Source organism: Oceanicella actignis, from assembly GCF_008124525.1.
In the GTDB taxonomy this organism is placed as follows: domain Bacteria; phylum Pseudomonadota; class Alphaproteobacteria; order Rhodobacterales; family Rhodobacteraceae; genus Oceanicella; species Oceanicella actignis.
This window is the reverse complement of the sequence record NZ_VNHJ01000004.1, coordinates 138,023-153,968: the sequence shown is the minus strand read 5'-3', so window position 1 is coordinate 153,968 and position 15,946 is coordinate 138,023. Positions and strand designations below refer to the sequence as shown.

17 protein-coding genes are annotated in these 15,946 nt (G+C 71.4%); 6 read left to right on the top strand and 11 right to left on the bottom strand.

Annotated features, from left to right (window positions below; translation table 11 throughout):
* Positions 1 to 295 precede the first annotated feature (295 nt).
* Positions 296 to 1,177 carry a LysR family transcriptional regulator gene (locus tag LY05_RS07835; protein ID WP_072748207.1) on the bottom strand — a complete coding sequence of 294 codons (882 nt, stop codon included), beginning with the start codon at positions 1,175 to 1,177 and terminating at the stop codon, positions 296 to 298.
* Between the two features lie 123 nt (positions 1,178 to 1,300).
* On the opposite strand from LY05_RS07835, the gene LY05_RS07830 reads away from it, so the two are divergent.
* A complete protein-coding gene (locus tag LY05_RS07830; RefSeq protein WP_148922747.1) occupies positions 1,301 to 1,531 on the top strand; it encodes a hypothetical protein in 231 nt (76 codons plus the stop codon).
* 16 nt (positions 1,532 to 1,547) lie between these two features.
* Here LY05_RS07830 and thpR read toward each other — a convergent pair whose 3' ends face one another.
* Positions 1,548 to 2,132: an RNA 2',3'-cyclic phosphodiesterase gene (gene thpR / locus LY05_RS07825; RefSeq protein WP_170258892.1), complete on the bottom strand. Its 585-nt coding sequence runs from the start codon at positions 2,130 to 2,132 to the stop codon at positions 1,548 to 1,550.
* Positions 2,133 to 2,273: 141 nt separating this feature from the next.
* Between thpR and LY05_RS07820 the strand changes: the two genes are divergently transcribed.
* Positions 2,274 to 2,993: a Bax inhibitor-1/YccA family protein gene (locus LY05_RS07820; protein WP_148922745.1), complete on the top strand. Its 720-nt coding sequence runs from the start codon at positions 2,274 to 2,276 to the stop codon at positions 2,991 to 2,993.
* Between the two features lie 139 nt (positions 2,994 to 3,132).
* On the opposite strand, the gene LY05_RS07815 is transcribed toward LY05_RS07820, so the two are convergent.
* The gene (locus LY05_RS07815; protein ID WP_148922744.1) at positions 3,133 to 3,717 is read right to left on the bottom strand and encodes a hypothetical protein; all 585 of its coding nucleotides are present in this window, start codon (positions 3,715 to 3,717) and stop codon (positions 3,133 to 3,135) included.
* Positions 3,714 to 4,322: a YqhA family protein gene (locus LY05_RS07810; RefSeq protein ID WP_148922743.1), complete on the bottom strand. Its 609-nt coding sequence runs from the start codon at positions 4,320 to 4,322 to the stop codon at positions 3,714 to 3,716. Before LY05_RS07810 ends, LY05_RS07815 begins: the two co-directional genes overlap by 4 nt.
* Before the next feature lie 181 nt (positions 4,323 to 4,503).
* Here LY05_RS07810 and LY05_RS07805 point away from each other — a divergent pair, with 181 nt between their 5' ends.
* From LY05_RS07805 to LY05_RS07790, 4 genes are all read left to right on the top strand, one after another.
* A complete protein-coding gene (locus LY05_RS07805) occupies positions 4,504 to 5,244 on the top strand; it encodes an FkbM family methyltransferase (protein ID WP_072748204.1) in 741 nt (246 codons plus the stop codon).
* A gap of 89 nt (positions 5,245 to 5,333) precedes the next feature.
* The gene (locus LY05_RS07800) at positions 5,334 to 6,263 is read left to right on the top strand and encodes a calcium-binding protein (protein ID WP_148922742.1); all 930 of its coding nucleotides are present in this window, start codon (positions 5,334 to 5,336) and stop codon (positions 6,261 to 6,263) included.
* 129 nt (positions 6,264 to 6,392) lie between these two features.
* Complete coding sequence (locus LY05_RS07795; protein ID WP_148922741.1) at positions 6,393 to 7,307, top strand: calcium-binding protein; 915 nt, start codon at positions 6,393 to 6,395, stop codon at positions 7,305 to 7,307.
* Positions 7,308 to 7,413: 106 nt separating this feature from the next.
* The gene (locus tag LY05_RS07790; RefSeq protein WP_148922740.1) at positions 7,414 to 7,845 is read left to right on the top strand and encodes a c-type cytochrome; all 432 of its coding nucleotides are present in this window, start codon (positions 7,414 to 7,416) and stop codon (positions 7,843 to 7,845) included.
* Between the two features lie 288 nt (positions 7,846 to 8,133).
* Here LY05_RS07790 and LY05_RS07785 read toward each other — a convergent pair whose 3' ends face one another.
* From LY05_RS07785 to LY05_RS07755, 7 genes are all read right to left on the bottom strand, one after another.
* Positions 8,134 to 9,441: a 3-hydroxyacyl-CoA dehydrogenase NAD-binding domain-containing protein gene (locus tag LY05_RS07785; RefSeq protein ID WP_148922739.1), complete on the bottom strand. Its 1,308-nt coding sequence runs from the start codon at positions 9,439 to 9,441 to the stop codon at positions 8,134 to 8,136.
* On the bottom strand, positions 9,438 to 10,346 hold the full coding sequence (gene bcoG, locus LY05_RS07780; RefSeq protein ID WP_148922738.1) for a 3-dehydrocarnitine:acetyl-CoA trimethylamine transferase BcoG: 909 nt from the start codon (positions 10,344 to 10,346) through the stop codon (positions 9,438 to 9,440). The genes LY05_RS07785 and bcoG overlap by 4 nt, the downstream gene beginning before the upstream one ends.
* 60 nt (positions 10,347 to 10,406) lie before the next feature.
* Positions 10,407 to 11,198, bottom strand: a complete 792-nt coding sequence (locus tag LY05_RS07775; protein WP_148922737.1) for an FAD binding domain-containing protein — start codon at positions 11,196 to 11,198, stop codon at positions 10,407 to 10,409.
* Positions 11,199 to 11,285: 87 nt separating this feature from the next.
* Positions 11,286 to 13,655, bottom strand: coding sequence for a xanthine dehydrogenase family protein molybdopterin-binding subunit (locus LY05_RS07770; RefSeq protein ID WP_148922736.1), 2,370 nt, complete (start codon positions 13,653 to 13,655; stop codon positions 11,286 to 11,288).
* A gap of 133 nt (positions 13,656 to 13,788) precedes the next feature.
* Positions 13,789 to 14,277 (bottom strand): (2Fe-2S)-binding protein, encoded by a 489-nt coding sequence (locus LY05_RS07765; RefSeq protein ID WP_148922735.1) that lies wholly within the window; start codon positions 14,275 to 14,277, stop codon positions 13,789 to 13,791.
* Between the two features lie 35 nt (positions 14,278 to 14,312).
* Positions 14,313 to 14,849 carry an SRPBCC family protein gene (locus LY05_RS07760; protein WP_072745629.1) on the bottom strand — a complete coding sequence of 179 codons (537 nt, stop codon included), beginning with the start codon at positions 14,847 to 14,849 and terminating at the stop codon, positions 14,313 to 14,315.
* A gap of 60 nt (positions 14,850 to 14,909) precedes the next feature.
* Positions 14,910 to 15,884 (bottom strand): quinoprotein relay system zinc metallohydrolase 1, encoded by a 975-nt coding sequence (locus LY05_RS07755; RefSeq protein ID WP_249041894.1) that lies wholly within the window; start codon positions 15,882 to 15,884, stop codon positions 14,910 to 14,912.
* Positions 15,885 to 15,946 lie beyond the last annotated feature (62 nt).

Here is a 15,946-nt window from a genome sequence, read left to right as displayed (position 1 = left end):
ATCGGCCCGGCGCCGCGTCTTGCCTCCGGCCGGCGCGGGGGCCGCAAGGGGCGGCCGGGGGCGCCGGGCCGCCGATCGGGGCGACGTCCTGCGCGCCGCGGCCCCCGCCGGGCGGCGACGGCCGCGCGAGCTGGCCGGACCGCGCGGCGGGCGCGGGGTCATGAATGCGCCGCGGGCGCGGGGTTGGTCATGCGTGCGCGGCGGGCGCGGGGTCATGAATGCGCCGCGGGCGCGGGGTTGGTCATGCGTGCGCGGCGGGCGCGGGGGGCATGAATGCGCCGCGGGCGCGGGGCGCTCACTCGGCCGCGGCCATGGCCGGGCCGGGGCGGGCGGCGTAGGCCTCGCGCACGATCTGGGCGACGCGGCCGGTCAGGCTGTCGCGCGCGGCGGGCGAAAGATACAGGTTGATCAGCGTCTCGGGCAGGTCGGGCAGGGCGCCGCCGTGGCGGATCTCTTCGAAATAGGGGGGGATGTTGTCGCTCACCGCCGCATGCACCGCCAGATCGGCCGACACGGTCGCCTCGATGGTGCGGGTGCTGTCCGAGGTCACGGCCATCTCCCACTCGATCCCGGCCGCGTCCAGCGCCGCCTGCACGGGCGCGCGGAAGATGCAGTTGTTCTCGAACGCCAGACGCAGCGGCCGCGCCCGCCAGGCCGCGCCGCCCGGCGCGCCGACCCATACCAGCGCCGAGCGCGCCAGCGTCTCGCCCCCCGGCCCGCAGGCGCCCTCGGTGGTCAGGATGATGTCGGCCTTGCCGCGCGCCAGCAGCTCGCGCAGGCGGCGCGTGTAGGACGAGACCAGCGTCACCTTGGCCCGCGGATACTCGCGCGCGATGCGCTGAAGCGCCGCCGGCAGCGAGGGATAGACGATGTCCGAGGGCACGCCCAGCACCACCTCGCCCTCATAGGCCTGGCCGGTCAGGCGGCCCCATGCCTCGTCGTTGAGCGCCACCATGCGCCGCGCGTAGGACAGCAGCAGCTCGCCCTGTCCGGTCAGCGTCACGCCGCGCCCCGAGCGGTCGAGCAGCGGCTGGCCCACGCTTTCCTCGAGCCGCTTGATCTGCATCGAGACGGCCGATTGCGTCAGGTTCAGCCGCGCGGCGGCGCGCGTCACGCCCCCCGCGTCGACGACGGCGACGAAGCTGCGCAGGGCGGTCAGGTCAAGATTGCGGCGCATATCTCATTCCGTGATGAAAGGGGTCACCAACATTCGTTTGGCAAATATACGCGGCGCGCGCTACGGAATCAATCACGGTGATGCGACAGCAGTTAGCATCACAATTGTTGATGGAGAAGATCAATGATCCGCACCGCAGACCGCGCTTCCATGCTCGCCGCTCCGGGGTTCTCGCTTTCGCGCGGTATGCGCGCCGCCCTCGGCCGCGCCGCGCTGATGCTGCGCCTGGCGGCCGAGCGCCGCGCCCTGGCGCGGCTCGACGCCGCCCGGCTGGCCGATCTGGGCATCGACCCCGAGGCCGCCCGCGCCGAAGCCGCCCGCCCCTTCTGGGACGCCCCGGCCGGGCGCGCCTGAGGCGCGCCGCGCGGCGTCAGCCCTCGTCTTCGCCGAGCGCCTCGCCCACATGCGCGGGCGGGGACAGGGCGAAGCGCGCCATCTCGTCATATCGCGCGCCGGCCGCGCTCAGCGTCGAGCGCATCAGGCTGAACGCCGCGACGCGGAAAGGCGGCAGCCGCAGCCCCGCCGATTGCGCCAGAAAGCGCGCCAGCCCCGGCCCCGCCGGGCGCGAGGCCGAAAACCGCGCCAGCGTCAGATGCGGCACGAAACGCTCCTGCGCCAGCGGCGCGCCGATCGCGGCCGCGGCCGAGCGCGCCGCCGCCCGCAGCCGCCGCAGCGCCGGATCGGGCCGCGCCAGCGCATGCACCGAGCGCGGGCGCGCGGGCGGGCCGAACGCGCCCAGCCCCTCGATGCGCAGATCGAAGGCGGGCAGGGCGCGCCCGTCCAGATCAAGCGCCAGCTCCTCGAGCTCGGCCGGGCGCCGGTCGCCCAGAAAGGCCAGCGTCAGGTGCATGTTGGCCGCGGGCACGGGGCGCCCCTCGCCGATGCGCTCGGCCAGCTCGGCCAGGGTCTGCGCCGTCTCGGGCGGGGGCGTCAGGGCCAGGAACGCGCGGATCATTTCGGCCTCTCCTTTCGCAGCTGCCCCTTGAAGATGGGAGCGCGCGCGACAATATACATGCATGGGCGCATTGCGCCCGCAGCAAACGCAACACGCAGCGCAGTTCAACAACGCCTCAACGAACCGAACAGGGTGAGACGCATGAGCAACTATCAGACCGTCGCGCGCAGCCGCGCCGCGGCGGCCATCGACGAAGGCCTTCGCGCCTACATGAACCGTGTCTACGGCCTCATGGCCGCGGCCATGGCGATCACGGGCGTCGTGGCCTACGTCATCGGCACCTCGCCGACGCTTCTGGCCGCGATTTACGGCGGGCCGCAGAAATACGTCGTGATGTTCGCGCCTCTGCTGGTGGTCTTCGCCTTCAGCGCCTCGATCAACCGCATGAGCCAGGCGACGGCGCAGCTCGTCTTCTGGGGGTTCGCGGCGCTGATGGGCGCGTCGATGTCCTTCATCTTCGCGGTCTACACCGGCGTGTCGATCGCGCAGACCTTCTTCGTGACCGCGATCGCCTTCGGCGGGCTCAGCCTTTACGGCTACGTCACCAAGCGCGACCTGAGCGGCTTCGGCACGTTCCTGGTGATGGGCGTGATCGGGCTGATCGTGGCCTCGATCGTGAACATCTTCCTGGTCTCGTCGGCGCTGCAGTTCGCCATCTCGGTGGTGGGCGTGCTGATCTTCGCCGGGCTGACGGCCTATGACACCCAGCAGATCAAGAACGAGTATCTGGGCATGTCGCAGATGGGCGCCGAGGGCGAGGCCATGATGGGCAAGGCCTCGATCATGGGTGCGCTGCGGCTCTATCTGGACTTCATCAACATGTTCATGTTCCTGCTGCAGTTCCTCGGCAATCGCGAGTGAACCGCGGTCAGGCGGAACGGCGAGGGGCCGGAGCGGCGACGCTCCGGCCCCTTTCGCCTGGTCGCCCGCCGCCGCGCAAGGCGCGTTCGCGGGGGCGTTCGGGGGGGGGCGCGCCGAGCGGCGGGGGCGCAAGGCCCGCTCAGCCGCCCGCGCTCTCCAGCCCGGCGTTGTTGGCGCGGATCGCGCGCAGCACCGCCTCGGGGTCCTCGTCCACGAAGCGGCCCAGAAGATCGCGGCGCATCCACCAGGTCAGCTCGGCCGCGGCGCGCATGATGCGGTCCTGCTCGTCATCCGAGATGTCGCCGTCGCGCACCGCCCGCTCGAGCCGGCTCAGCACCTCGCCGAAATGGCGGATGACGTCGCCGTCGGCCACCATCGCCAGCTTGTGATTGAGCACGCGCAGCTCGGCCAGCGCCTCTTCCTCGAGGCGGCCCTTCTCGACGATCTCGCCCAGATGCTCGATCAGCGCGAAATACACCCCCGACTTGCGGTCGAGCAGCAGAACCTGCCCCTCCTTGCGCAGCTCGAGCTCGGTCTGCCGGTTGATGAGCGCGGCGGTGATCAGAACCGTCGCCACCGCGCCGATGAAGACCAGCAGCAGCTCCTGGCTGAAGGGGAAGCTGTCCGAGGCGTTGAAGAGGAAGCGAAAGGTCAGATACGCCGCCGTGCAGGTCAGCAGCACCAGCAACAGCTGTGCGGCCGCGCGCGGGCGCGGGGGGGTCAATGCCCGCGCTCCGAGTCGCGATGCGCGCCCGGCAGCGCATGGCTGTGCGAGACGTAAAGCGCCACCCCGATCAGCGCCACCGCCCCGGCGAAGGTCAGCAGGTCGAGCGGCGTGGTCAGCTTCATGTCGAGACCGCTTTCGAACAGCTTCACGATCAGGATCATCACCACCACCTTGCCCAGCCGCGACTTGAGGTCGTCAAGATCCCGGATCACCAGCACCTTCGAGTAGAAGCGCGAGCCGCGGGCGGGGTCGAGCGGGCTGATGAACAGCTCGTAAAGCCCGAGCGCGAAGATCAGCAGCACCGTCGCCAGCAGAAATCCGTCCACCACCTCGACCACATGGGTGATCGTCTCGGCGCGCAGCTCGGCGCGCTCGGCGGCCAGCTTGGCCGGGTCGCCATAGCTCAGGACGTGATGGAACAGCAGCCCGGCATCGACGATGGTGATGTAATACATGGCGATCGAGGCCGCCAGGCTGGCCAGCACCGCAAGAAAGGTCAGCAGCCGCGCGCCCCAAAGGCCGTGCTCGACCGCCAGCTCGACCCGCCGGGCAAGCGTCTCGGGTCGTTCGGCGGGGATGGGGGGCTGCTTGGGCGCGTCCATGGCGTGTCTCCTGTGCGTCGGGGTGCGCGGGGCGCGCGGGGCTGCGGGGCGGCTGCGGCGCGGTTGTCTGCGGCCCGTTCGGGCATAGCGCGCCGGGGCCGGCGGGCGCAAGACCGGGGCTGGACGGCGCCCGCCCGGCTGCGCCATGCTGCGCGCGCGCCCAAGGCGCGAGGGAGGAGAGATGAAGGCGCTTCAGGATCTGTTCGCGCGCGCCGAGCGCGCTTGCGCCCGCCTTCAGGGCAAGGGCTGGGGCACGGCCACCGCCGCGGCCGAGGTCGCCGCCGCGCGCCGCCTGCTGGGCGGGCGAACGGCGCGGCTGTGCGTGGATGTGGGCGGCAATGCGGGCGAATACGCCGCCGCGCTGCTGCGCGCCTTTCCCGAGGCCCGGGTCGAGGTGTTCGAGCCCGCGGCGGTCAACGTCGCCGCCCTTGGCGCGCGCTTCGCAGACGAGCCGCGCCTGCGCGTGCACCCCTTCGCCCTTGGCGCGCGCGAGGGCGAGGCGACCCTGCACGCCGACCGGCCCGGCTCGGGGCTGGGCAGCCTGACGCGCCGCGGCCTTGATCATGCGCGCCTGCGCTTCACCCATGAAGAGCCCGTGCGCGTCATGCGCTTCGAGCGCTTCTGGATCGAGGAGCTGGGGCGCGCGCCGATGGATCTGGTCAAGCTGGACGTCGAGGGGCACGAGCTGGACGCGCTCGAGGGCTTCGGCGCGGCGCTGGACGCGGCGCGGCTGGTGCAGTTCGAGTTCGGCGGCTGCAACATCGACACGCGCACATGGTTTCGCGATTTCTGGCGGCTCTTCGACGCGCGCGGCTTCGATCTGTTCCGCATCACGCCCTTCGGTCCGGTCCCCGTGCCGCGCTATCGCGAAAGCTGCGAGGCCTTCGTCACCACCAACTACCTGGCGCGCCGCCGCGGATGAACGCGCCTTGATCCGAGGCGGCGCCCGGCGTTAACCTTGGGTCATCGAGGGCGCGCGGCGCCCGGACATGCCCAAGGACGGGGGGGCGCATGGCCACGCTGAACTATTACGGTCCCAACGGCCGCATCCTGAGCGACGCCTACACGGCATGGCCCCGCGCCTTCGCCGAGCTCGAGACCCTTTCGGCAAGCGAGACGCGGATCATCGCGCGCAACCCCGCGACCGAGGTGCGCATCGTCCTCAAGGGAACCGGCTTCGCCTATGATGCGCAGGACGGCACGCTGATCGACGGCGCCATCCACGAGGTGGCGCTGCGCCAGAACGGGCAGCTCCAGGCCAAAATCGTCAATCTGGACTGGGACGCGGCCGCCTTCGGCCCCGCCCTGGCCGACGCCGTCGCCACGGGCCGCGATGCGGGGCAGCTTGACCCGTTCATCGAGCAGCAGCCTTGGACGGTGGACGCGCGCGACGCCAGGGGGCCGGCCTCGGGCGTGGCGTTCGGCCAGATCGCCGAGACGCGGCCGGTGGTGTTCAAGGGCAGCCCCTTCGCCGACGATCTGAGCGCCGGCGCGGCCTCGGACCGGCTGTTCGGCAAGGGCGGCGCCGACACGCTGCGCGGCGGCGCGCGCGCCGACAAGGTCTATGGCGGCGGGGGCGACGACACGCTTTACGGCGAGGACGGGCGCGACCTGATCCTGGGCGGCGCGGGCAGCGACTGGATCAGCGGCGGCAGGGGCGCCGACCGCATCCGCGGCGGCGAGGGCGACGACCGCATGCTCGGCGACGCCGGGCGCGACGTGTTCATTTTCGCCGGCCGCGGATATGAGGGCCATGACCTCATCTTCGACTTCGAGAGCGGCCGCGATCACATCCGCATCGGCGCCGGCTTGCGCTTCGAGGATCTGACCATCGCGGGCGACGCGACGCAGACCGTGATCGCCCTCGAGACCGGCACGACCGTGACCTTGCAGGGCGTGGACGTGAACGACATCGACGCGGGCGATTTCATCTTCGTCTGAACGGCGCCTCCGCGGTCTGGCCGGCGCGACGCATGGATGATTGATTCCGATCAATGAGACTGAACGCGCGGCGATTCATGCTGCGCATAGCAATCGGCCGCGCGAAGCGGCGCAGGAGGAGCGAAGAGGATGGCGAAGATCACCTATTTCGGACCGGACCGGTTCTGGTTCGACCGCGGCTTTTTCGACGGCGACGGCTTGGCCGCGGACATGGAGGTCCGATTGTCCAGCGCGACCAAGATCGTCGCCGTCAATCCCGCGACGCATGCGCGGGTGATCGCGTTGGGGACCGGCTTCAGCCTCGATCCCGTCACGGAGGAGCCAACCGGCGGAACGATCACCTCCATGACCTTCAAGGAGAACGGGATCCAGGCCCAGATCACCGGGATCTCCCTGGATTTCCCGACCTTCGTGGCCGCGCTCGACGCCGTCAATTCGCCTTACGACACGGGGCAGCTCGATGCGCTGTTCGCGCAATACGCCTGGACGATCGACGCCACCCAGGCGGTCGCGGGGGTGTTCCATCTTGACGCGGTGTCGCCCCTCAAGCCGGTCACGCTGAAGGGCAGCGCGTATGACGACCTCTTGCAGGGCGGCGATGCGGCCGACAAGATGGTCGGCAACGGAGGGGCCGACGCCCTTGCCGGCGGCGGGGGCAATGACAAGCTCTTCGGCGGCGCCGGCGCCGACATGCTGGAAGGCGGGCGCGGCCAGGACCTGGCGGTCGGCGGCGGCGGGCGCGACATGCTGTGGGGCGGGCGCGGCGCCGACAGGCTCAATGGCGGTCGCGGGGACGATTTTCTTGACGGCGGACTGGGCGCGGACCTGTTCATCTTCAACGGCCGCGCCAACGAGGGATCCGACGTCATCGCCGATTTCGACGATGGTTTCGATCGGATCCGCATCGCGGGCGCGAGCTTCGACGATCTGACCATCGCGAATGGCGCGGATGGCGCGGTGGTGACGCTCGCATCGGGGACCGAGATCACGCTTCTCGATGTCGACGCCGCATCGCTGGATGCGTCGGACTTCATCTTCGTGTGAGCCCCGGCGGCCGTTTTCGCTTGACCTTCCAGCGGCTGGATGGCGCAGCCTGCCCTCGCTCCGCCCCCTTGGGCGGAGCGTTCAGGCCGTTGCGCAGGAGGGTTTCATGAGGCTCATTCCAGCCGCGCTCGCCGCCGCGCTTGTCGGCGGCGTCGTCATCTGGCAGGCGTGGGGTCCAAGCGACGAGGGCTCGGCCGCCACGGCTGAGGTCGAAGGCGCGCCCCTTGCGAAAGTGCGCCTGCCGCAGTCGCCGTCGCCCGAGGCGCAGATGGGCAAGCGAGCCTTCGACGCCCGCTGCGCGACCTGCCATGGAGAAAATGCGGCCGGCCGCGCCGGAATCGCGCCGCCCTTGGTCCATCGGATCTATGCGCCGGGCCACCATGGCGACCTGGCCTTTCTGCTGGCGGCGCAAAATGGAGTGCGAGCGCATCACTGGCCGTTCGGTGACATGCCGCCGGTCGCGGACGTGACGCCGGGCGAAGTGAAGCTGATCGTGCGCTACATTCGCGAGCTGCAGGCCGCGAACGGCATCCGTTGAGCGCGCAAAGGGGGGCTTCCGCCCCCTCCTGGCCTTCGGCCAGTTCACCCCCGAGGATATTTGCGGACAGATGAAGTCGAAAAGAAATGCGCCCGATCCCAAACGGGACCGGGCGACTTCACCTGTCGCGGTCATCGGCGTCCCCGCCTGTACCGCAACCCGATCATGCCGCGAGACGGTTAACGAAACCCTTCTTCATCTGTCCGCAAATATCCACGGGGGATCCCCAAGGGGGCGCGTGCGTCCCCTTGGGCGCGGGGTGCGGGGGCGCGCAGCCCCCGCGCGGCGTCAGCTGCGCTCGCGAACCAGCGTCTGTTCGACCCGCGCAAGAGGGCCGTCCTCGTCGACGATGGCGACGATGGCCTGCAACGCCTCGCCGCTTTGCGGCTCAAGACGGCATCGCGCCGTGACCAGCGCTGCAGGCCGGGGCGCTCGGTTCTGTTCGACGAGGCTCTGCGTTGCCGTCCACCTTTCGGCCGGCGCATCGTCCCATCCGGCCAATGCGGCGCGAAGGGCCTTGGCTGCGATGGCCAGCGGCCAGCCGGGATCCGGCGCGCCGTTCTCTCCCGCCGGGACGCGGAACCGATCCGCCGCCGCCACCGCGCGCATCCTGCCTTCATGCGCCGCGACCAGCTTACCCGCCCCCCAATCCGCGCGGCGCAGGGCGCGCAGGAAGGCCGTCAGATTGGAATCGCGGATTCGTTCGAGTTCGGCGATCGTCCATCGGCCCGACTGCGCGTCGGATTGCGCGGCGATCAATTCGACCAGGCGCTCGTCGAAAGGCGGCACGTCGGTCAGCCGGGTCCAGGGCAGGGCGAGGCAGGGGCCGAACTGGGCGAGGAAGTGCCTCATCCCCGCCTCGCCCCCCGCGATGCGGTAGGTTTCGAACAGCCCCATCTGCGCCCAGCGAAGGCCGAAGCCCAGACGGATGGCCTCGTCGATCTCTTCGGTGGTGGCGACGCCGTCGCGCACGAGCCAGAGCGCCTCGCGCCAGACGGCTTCGAGCAGGCGGTCGGCGATATGCGCGTCGATCTCCTTGCGCAGGCGCAGCGGGAACATGCCAAGGCCGCGCAGGATTTCCTCCGCCGCGTCCATGAGCGCCGGATCGGTCTGCGCCGATCCCACGGTCTCGACCAGCGGCAGCAGATAGACCGGGTTGAAGGGGTGCGCGACAAGGATCGAACCCGGCGCCCGCGCCCCCCGCTGCAGGTCGCTCGGGGTGAAGCCCGAGGTCGAGGAGCCGAGCGGCGCATCGGGCGCGACCGCCTGGATGTCGGCGAAGATGCGGCGCTTGAGATCGAGCGATTCGGACACGCTCTCCTGAATGTAATCGGCGCCTTCGACGGCCTCGGCGATGGAACGCGCAAAGACGACGCGCCCCTCGGGCGGCAGCGGCGCATCGAACAGCGCGCCCCAGGCGGCCCGCGCATTGTCCATGCAGCGCGCGATGGCGCGCGGGGCGTCCGGGCTCGGGTCATGCACCGCCACGTCCCAGCCGTTCAGCGCAAAGCGCGCCGCCCAGCCGGCGCCGATCACCCCCGCGCCGATGATCGCCGCGCGCCCCGGCGCGGCGCCCGTGGCGGCGGGCGGCGTCACAGCGGATCGCGCCTGGTCAGACCGAGCCGCGCGCGCACCTCGTCCGGGCCGATCACCCGGGCGCCCATGCGCTCGATGATGCCCACCGCGCGCTCGACCAGCTGCGCGTTGTCGGCCAGGACCCCGCGCTCGAGCCAGAGATTGTCCTCAAGCCCCACGCGCACATTGCCCCCCGCCAGAACCGCCGCCGCCACATAGGGCATCTGGTGGCGGCCCAGCGCGAAGGCGGACCAGGTCCAGCCCGCCGGCACGTTGTTGACCATGGCGAGAAAGGTGTTCAGATCGTCCGGCGCGCCCCAGGGCACGCCCATGCACAGCTGCGCCAGAACCGGCTCGGGGATGGCGCCTTCCTCGACCAGCTGGCGCGCGAACCACAGATGGCCCGTGTCGAAGGCCTCGATCTCGATGCGCACGCCGGCCTCGGTCATGCGCCGGGCCATGTCGCGCAGCATGCCCGGCGTGTTGACCATGACGTAATCGGACTCGGCGAAGTTCATCGTGCCGCAGTCCAGGGTGCAGATCTCGGGCCGGCATTCGAGGATGTGCGCCACGCGCTCGGCCGCCCCCGCCATGTCCGAGCGCGGCGACATGCGGTCCATCGCCTCGGTCCCGTCGAAGAACAGATCGCCGCCCATGCCCGCCGTCAGGTTCAGCACCACGTCGACGTCGGCGGCGCGGATGCGCTCGGTCACCTCGCGGTAAAGCGCCCGGTCGCGCGCGGGCGCGCCGGAGCGTGGATCGCGCACATGGCAATGGACCACCGCGGCCCCGGCGCGCGCGGCCTCGATGGCGCTGCGCGCGATCTGTTCGGGCGAGCGCGGCACATGCGGGCTGCGATCCTGCGTCGCCCCCGAGCCGGTGACGGCGCAGGTCACGAAGACCTCTCGGTTCATGGAAAGGGGCATGGAACCTCCGCGGCCTGCACTATGACGCCGGCGGGAAGTTGTCCCGCCGGCGCGTTTGTTTCAGTTTGCGTTTTTGACGGCGCGTCTGGTGAGGACGGCGGCGAGGTGGGCGCGGTATGCTGCGGTTCCGTGGATGTCCTCGATCATGCCGTCCGGGCTGAGGGCGAGGCCGTCGAGGGCTTCGGGGGCGAAGTTCTCGCGCAGGGCCTGTTCGGCCTCGGTCCAGCGGAAGACGCCGTTTTCGGACGCGCCGGTGACGGCGACGCGGACATGGTCGTCGTAGCGGGCGACGAAGACGCCGACGAGGGCGAAGCGCGAGGCGGGCTGCTCGAACTTCTGGTAGTCGGCGGCGGCGGGGATGGGGAAGCGGACGCGGGCGATGATCTCGTCCTCTTCGAGGGCGGTGGCGAACATGCCCTCGAAGAAGTCGTCGGCGGCGATCTCGCGCCGGTCGGTGACGATGGCGGCGCCGGTTCCCAGCACGGCGGCGGGATAGCATGCCGAGGGATCGTTGTTGGCCAGCGATCCGCCGATGGTGCCGCGGTTGCGCACGGCCGGATCGCCGATGCCGGCGGCCAGGCGCGCCAGGGCGGGGAAGGCCTGGGCGGCCTCGCGGGCGACGACGGCGTGGGGGGTGGCGGCGCCGATGGTGAGCGCGCCGTTCTCGGCCGAGACGCCGGTCAGCTCGGGCATGCCGGCGAGCGAGACCAGGCGCGAGGGCTGGGCGAGGCGCTGCTTGAGGGTGGGGATGAGGGTCTGGCCGCCGCTCAGGGGGCGGGCTTCGGGATCGGCGCGCAGGGCGGCGACGGCGTCGGCCAGCGAGGCGGGCTTGACGAATTCGAAGGCGTGCATGCGGGTCTCCTGCGGAGCGGGGCGCGGCGCGGGGCGCGCGCGCGGAATGGACGAAGCCGCGGCCCCGGGCGGGGCCGCGGGGCGGGGTCAGCCGTGCATGGCGGCCCAGACCCGGTCGGGGGTCAGGGGCATGTCGATGTGATCGACCTTGAAGCCGCCGGCGTTGAGGGCGTCGAGCACGGCGTTGACCAGCGCGGGCGGGGCGCCGATGGCGCCGGCCTCGCCGCAGCCCTTGACCCCCAGCGGGTTGTGGGTGCAGGGGGTGGCGCAGCTGTGGTCGACCTCGATGAAGGGCAGGTCGGAGGCGCGCGGCATGGCGTAGTCCATGTAGGAGCCGGTCAGCAGCTGGCCGTTGGCGTCGTAGACGGCGCGCTCGAGCATGGCCTGGCCGATGCCCTGGGCGACGCCGCCATGGACCTGGCCGGCGACGATCATGGGGTTGACGACGTTGCCGAAATCGTCCGCGGCCCAGAAGCCGACGACCTCGACCTTGCCGGTCTCGGGGTCGACCTCGACCTCGCAGGCATAGGCGCCGGCGGGGTAGGTGAAGTTCGAGGGATCGTAGAAGGCGGTCTCCTCAAGGCCGGGCTCGATCTCTTCGAGCGGGTAGTTGTGGGGCACGTAGGCGGCCAGGGTGACGTCGGTCCAGGCCACGGACTTGTCGGTGCCCTTGACGGTGAAGCGCCCGTCGGCCAGCTCGACGTCGCCCTCGGCGGCCTCCATCAGATGGGCGGCGATCTTGCGCGCCTTGGCGATCACCTTCTCGGCGGCGCGGACCATGGCCGAGCCGCCCACCGCCAGCGAGCGCGAGCCGTAGGTGCCCATGCCCATGGGGATCTTCGAGGTGTCGCCATGGACGATCTCGATCTGGTCCTCGGGGATGCCGATCATCTGCGCGATGACCTGCGGGAAGGTGGTCTCGTGCCCCTGTCCGTGGGAATGCGAGCCGGTGTAGACCGAGATCGAGCCCGTGGGATTGACGCGCACGGTCGCGCTCTCGTAAAGGCCCGCGCGCGCGCCCAGCTGGCCGACCAGGTTCGAGGGCGCGATGCCGCAGGCCTCGATGTAGCTGGCGATGCCCAGCCCGCGCAGCTTGCCGCGCGCGGCCGCCTCGGCGCGCCGCGCCGCGAAGCCGTCGCGGTCGCACATCTGCAGCACCTTGTCCATGGTGGCGTCGTAATTGCCCGTGTCGTAGGTCAGCGCCACCGGCGTCTGGTAGGGGAACTGGTCGGGCTTGATGAAGTTGCGCCGGCGCAGCTCGACCGGGTCGATGCCCATCTCGCGCGCGGCCTTGTCGATGACGCGCTCGAGCTGGAAGGTGGCCTCGGGTCGGCCCGCCCCGCGATAGGCGTCCACCGGCACGGTGTTGGTGAACACCGCGCGCACGTTCACATGGATCAGCGGCGTGGTGTAGTTGCCCGCCATCAGCGTCCCGTGCAGCCAGGTCGGCACCGAGGGCGCGAAGGTCGACAGATACGCGCCCATGTTGGCCAGCGTGTCGGTGCGCAGCGCCAGGAACTTGCCGTTCTCGTCCAGCGCCAGCTCGATCTTCGTCACGTGGTCGCGCCCGTGCGCGTCCGACATGAACGCCTCCGAGCGGTCCGCCGTCCACTTCACCGGCCGGCGCAGCGCCTTGGCCGCGAAGGTGCAGAAGGCCTCTTCGGCGTAGTGGAAGATCTTGGTCCCGAAGCCGCCGCCCACATCCGGCGCCACCACGCGCAGCTTGTGCTCGGGAATGCCCAGCACGAAGGCCCCCATCAGCAGCCGGATCACATGCGGGTTCTGCGAGGTGGTGTAGAGCGTGTGCTCGTCCGTCGAGGGGTCGTAGTCGCCGATCGCCGCGCGCGGCTCCATCGGGTTCGCCACCAGGCGGTTGTTCGTCAGCTCGAGCGTCGTCACATGGTGCGCGCGCGCGAAGGCCTCGTCCACCGCGGGCTTGTTCTCCTCGACGAAGCCCCAGTCGTAGCACAGATTGTCGCCCAGCTCGTCATGCACCAGCGGCGCGCCCGGCTCGAGCGCGGCGCGCATGTCCACCACCGCCGGAAGCTCCTCGATGTCGAGCGCGATCAGCTCGGCCGCCGCGCGCGCCTGCGCCCGCGTCTCGGCCACCACCGCCGCGATCGGGTCGCCCACATGGCGCACCTTGCCCTGCGCCAGCACCGGGTGCGGCGGCTCCTTCATCGGCTGGCCGTGCTTGTCCGTCACCTGCCAGCCGCAGGGCAGCCCGCCCACATCCTTGAAGTCCTCGCCCGTGAACACCCGCAGCACCCCCGGCGCCGCCGCCGCCGCCGACACGTCGATCGAACGGATGCGCCCATGCGCCACCGGCGAGCGCAGGAAATGCACATAGGCCTGCCGCGGCAGGTTGATGTCGTCCACATACTTGCCGTTCCCCGTCAGGAACCGCACGTCCTCGCGCCGCTTCGACGCGGCCCCGATCCCGAAATCCTTCGGCATTCGCTCGTCCTCCCTTGCGGGCCGCGCTCGGCGCCCGCCCGTTTTCGCGCCCGCGGCCGCGCCGCGGGCCCCGGGCGGCGCCGCGCGCCGCCCCGCCTTCCCCGCCGGGCCCCTGCGCGGCCCGGCCGCCGCCTCACTCGGCCGCCGCGGGCGCCGCGCGCAGCTCCTCGGCCGCCGCCAGGATCGCCTTCACGATGTTGTGATACCCCGTGCAGCGGCAGATGTTCCCTTCCAGATACGCCCGAACCTCCGCCTCGCTCGGCGACGGGTTCTCGCGCAGCAGCGCCGCCGCGCTCATCACCATCCCCGGCGTGCAGAACCCGCACTGAAGCCCGTGATGCTCCTGGAACGCGCGCTGGATCGCCCCAAGCGAGCCGTCCGGCGCCGCCATCCCCTCGATCGTCGTCACCTCCGCCCCCTGCGCCTCCAGCGCAAGCATCGTGCACGACTTCACCGCCGCGCCGTTCACATGCACCACGCACGCCCCGCATTGCGACGTGTCGCACCCAACATGCGTCCCCGTCAGCGAAAGACCCTCGCGAAGAAACTCCACCAGAAGCGTCCGGTCCTCCACCTCGCCCGCAACCGCGCGCCCGTTCACCCGCATCGATACGATCGTCATGCGTTCCGTCTCCCTGTTCCCTGTCGCACGACGGCTCAGCCGGTGATGCGGCTCAGCCAGCTCTTCTTCTTCGGCGCGTCGCCCTCGGCCGCGCCCTCGGCGGCTTCGGCCTCGGCTTCGGCCTGCGCATCGGGGCCCTCGACGACCTCCTTGAAGCGGGTGAAGAACTGATCGGCCATCTTCTTGGCGAAGCCGTCGATCAGCCGCGAGCCCAGCTGCGCCAGCTTGCCGCCGACGCTGGCCTCGACCTCGTAGGTGAGCTCGGTCCCCTCCTCGACGTCGCTCAGGCGCACATTGGCCGCGCCCTTGGCGAAGCCGGCCGCGCCGCCCTTGCCTTCGCCCGAGATGCGGTAGCTTTCGCCCTCGACCACGTCCGAAAGCTGCACCGCGCCCTTGAAGGTGGCCTTCACCGGGCCGACCTTCTGCGTGACGGTGGCCTCGAATCCCTCTTCGGGGCTGCCGGTCAGCTCCTGGCAGCCGGGGATGCACTGGCGCAGCACCTCGGGGTCGTTGAGCGCGGCCCAGACCTGGGCGCGGGGGGCCTTGATGATGCGGGAGCCTTTGAGTTCCATGCGCGTCTTTCCTTGCAAGTGCGCCGCGGCGCGGCCATGAGCGGCCGGCGCGGGCGGGGATCAGCCGTGATCGGCGCGCGGCATGGCCGCACGCTCATAGGCGGGATAAAGGTGAACGACCGAGCGCGCGAACTCGTCCGGCTGCACGCCCATGGCCGCGAATTCGGGCGGCAGCGGCGCGGCCATGAGCTCGGGCATCGAGAGCCCGCGCTCGGCGCCGTCGCGCAGCGCGCCGTCCAGCCAGTCGAGATAGGCGCGCGTCTGGCGCAGCGCGCGGCCTTCGGGGTCGATCGGGCCATGGCCCGGCAGCGTCGCCGCGGCGTCGAGCGCGGCCAGCTGGTCGATGCTGCGCCGCCAGGCGTCGAGATCGGCGTCGGGCGTGGTCGGCGCGCGGTCGAGAAAGGCGAGGTCTCCGGCGATCAGCGTGCCCGTGCGCCGGTCGAGCAGCGCCAGATCGGCCGGCGTGTGCCCCGACAGGGCCAGCGCCAGGAAGGGGCGGCCGCCCAGCGCGACCTCGCCCGGCTCGACGACCGCGTTGGGCGGCGTGGCTTCGGAGCCCCGCATCCAGTCGCCCAGCAGGCGATACATGTTGTCGGCGTAGGCGTCGCCATGCAGGGCGATCTGGCGCTGCGTTTCGGCCAGCGCCAGCACGGGCAGGTCGGCGAAGGCCTGCGCGCCCATGAAGTGGTCCGGGTGCTGATGCGTGACGAGGGCGGCGAAGACGGGCCTGCCCGTGGCGCGCAGCGCGGCGGCGCGCAGCTCTTCGCCGAAGCGCAGCGAGGGGCCGAGATCGACGGCCAGGACGCCCTCGTCGGTCTCGATCAGGGCGCAGTTGACGATGGCGCCGCCGTTCTCGGCCGAGAAGTATTCGCGCCGGCCCTCGATCATCCAGATGCCGGCGGCGACCTGGCGCGGCTCGAGCGCATAGGCGCGCCGCGCTTCGGCCCAGAGCGGCGCCGCGCCGCCCAGCGCGCCCGCCGCGAGGCCCGCCGCGCCAAGGGCCGCCGCGCAGCGCAGCGCCTGGCGGCGCGACAACGCAGCCGGGGCGGCGGGGACGGCGGCGGCGTCGGGCCCGCCGCGCGCCGGCCGGGGGGCGG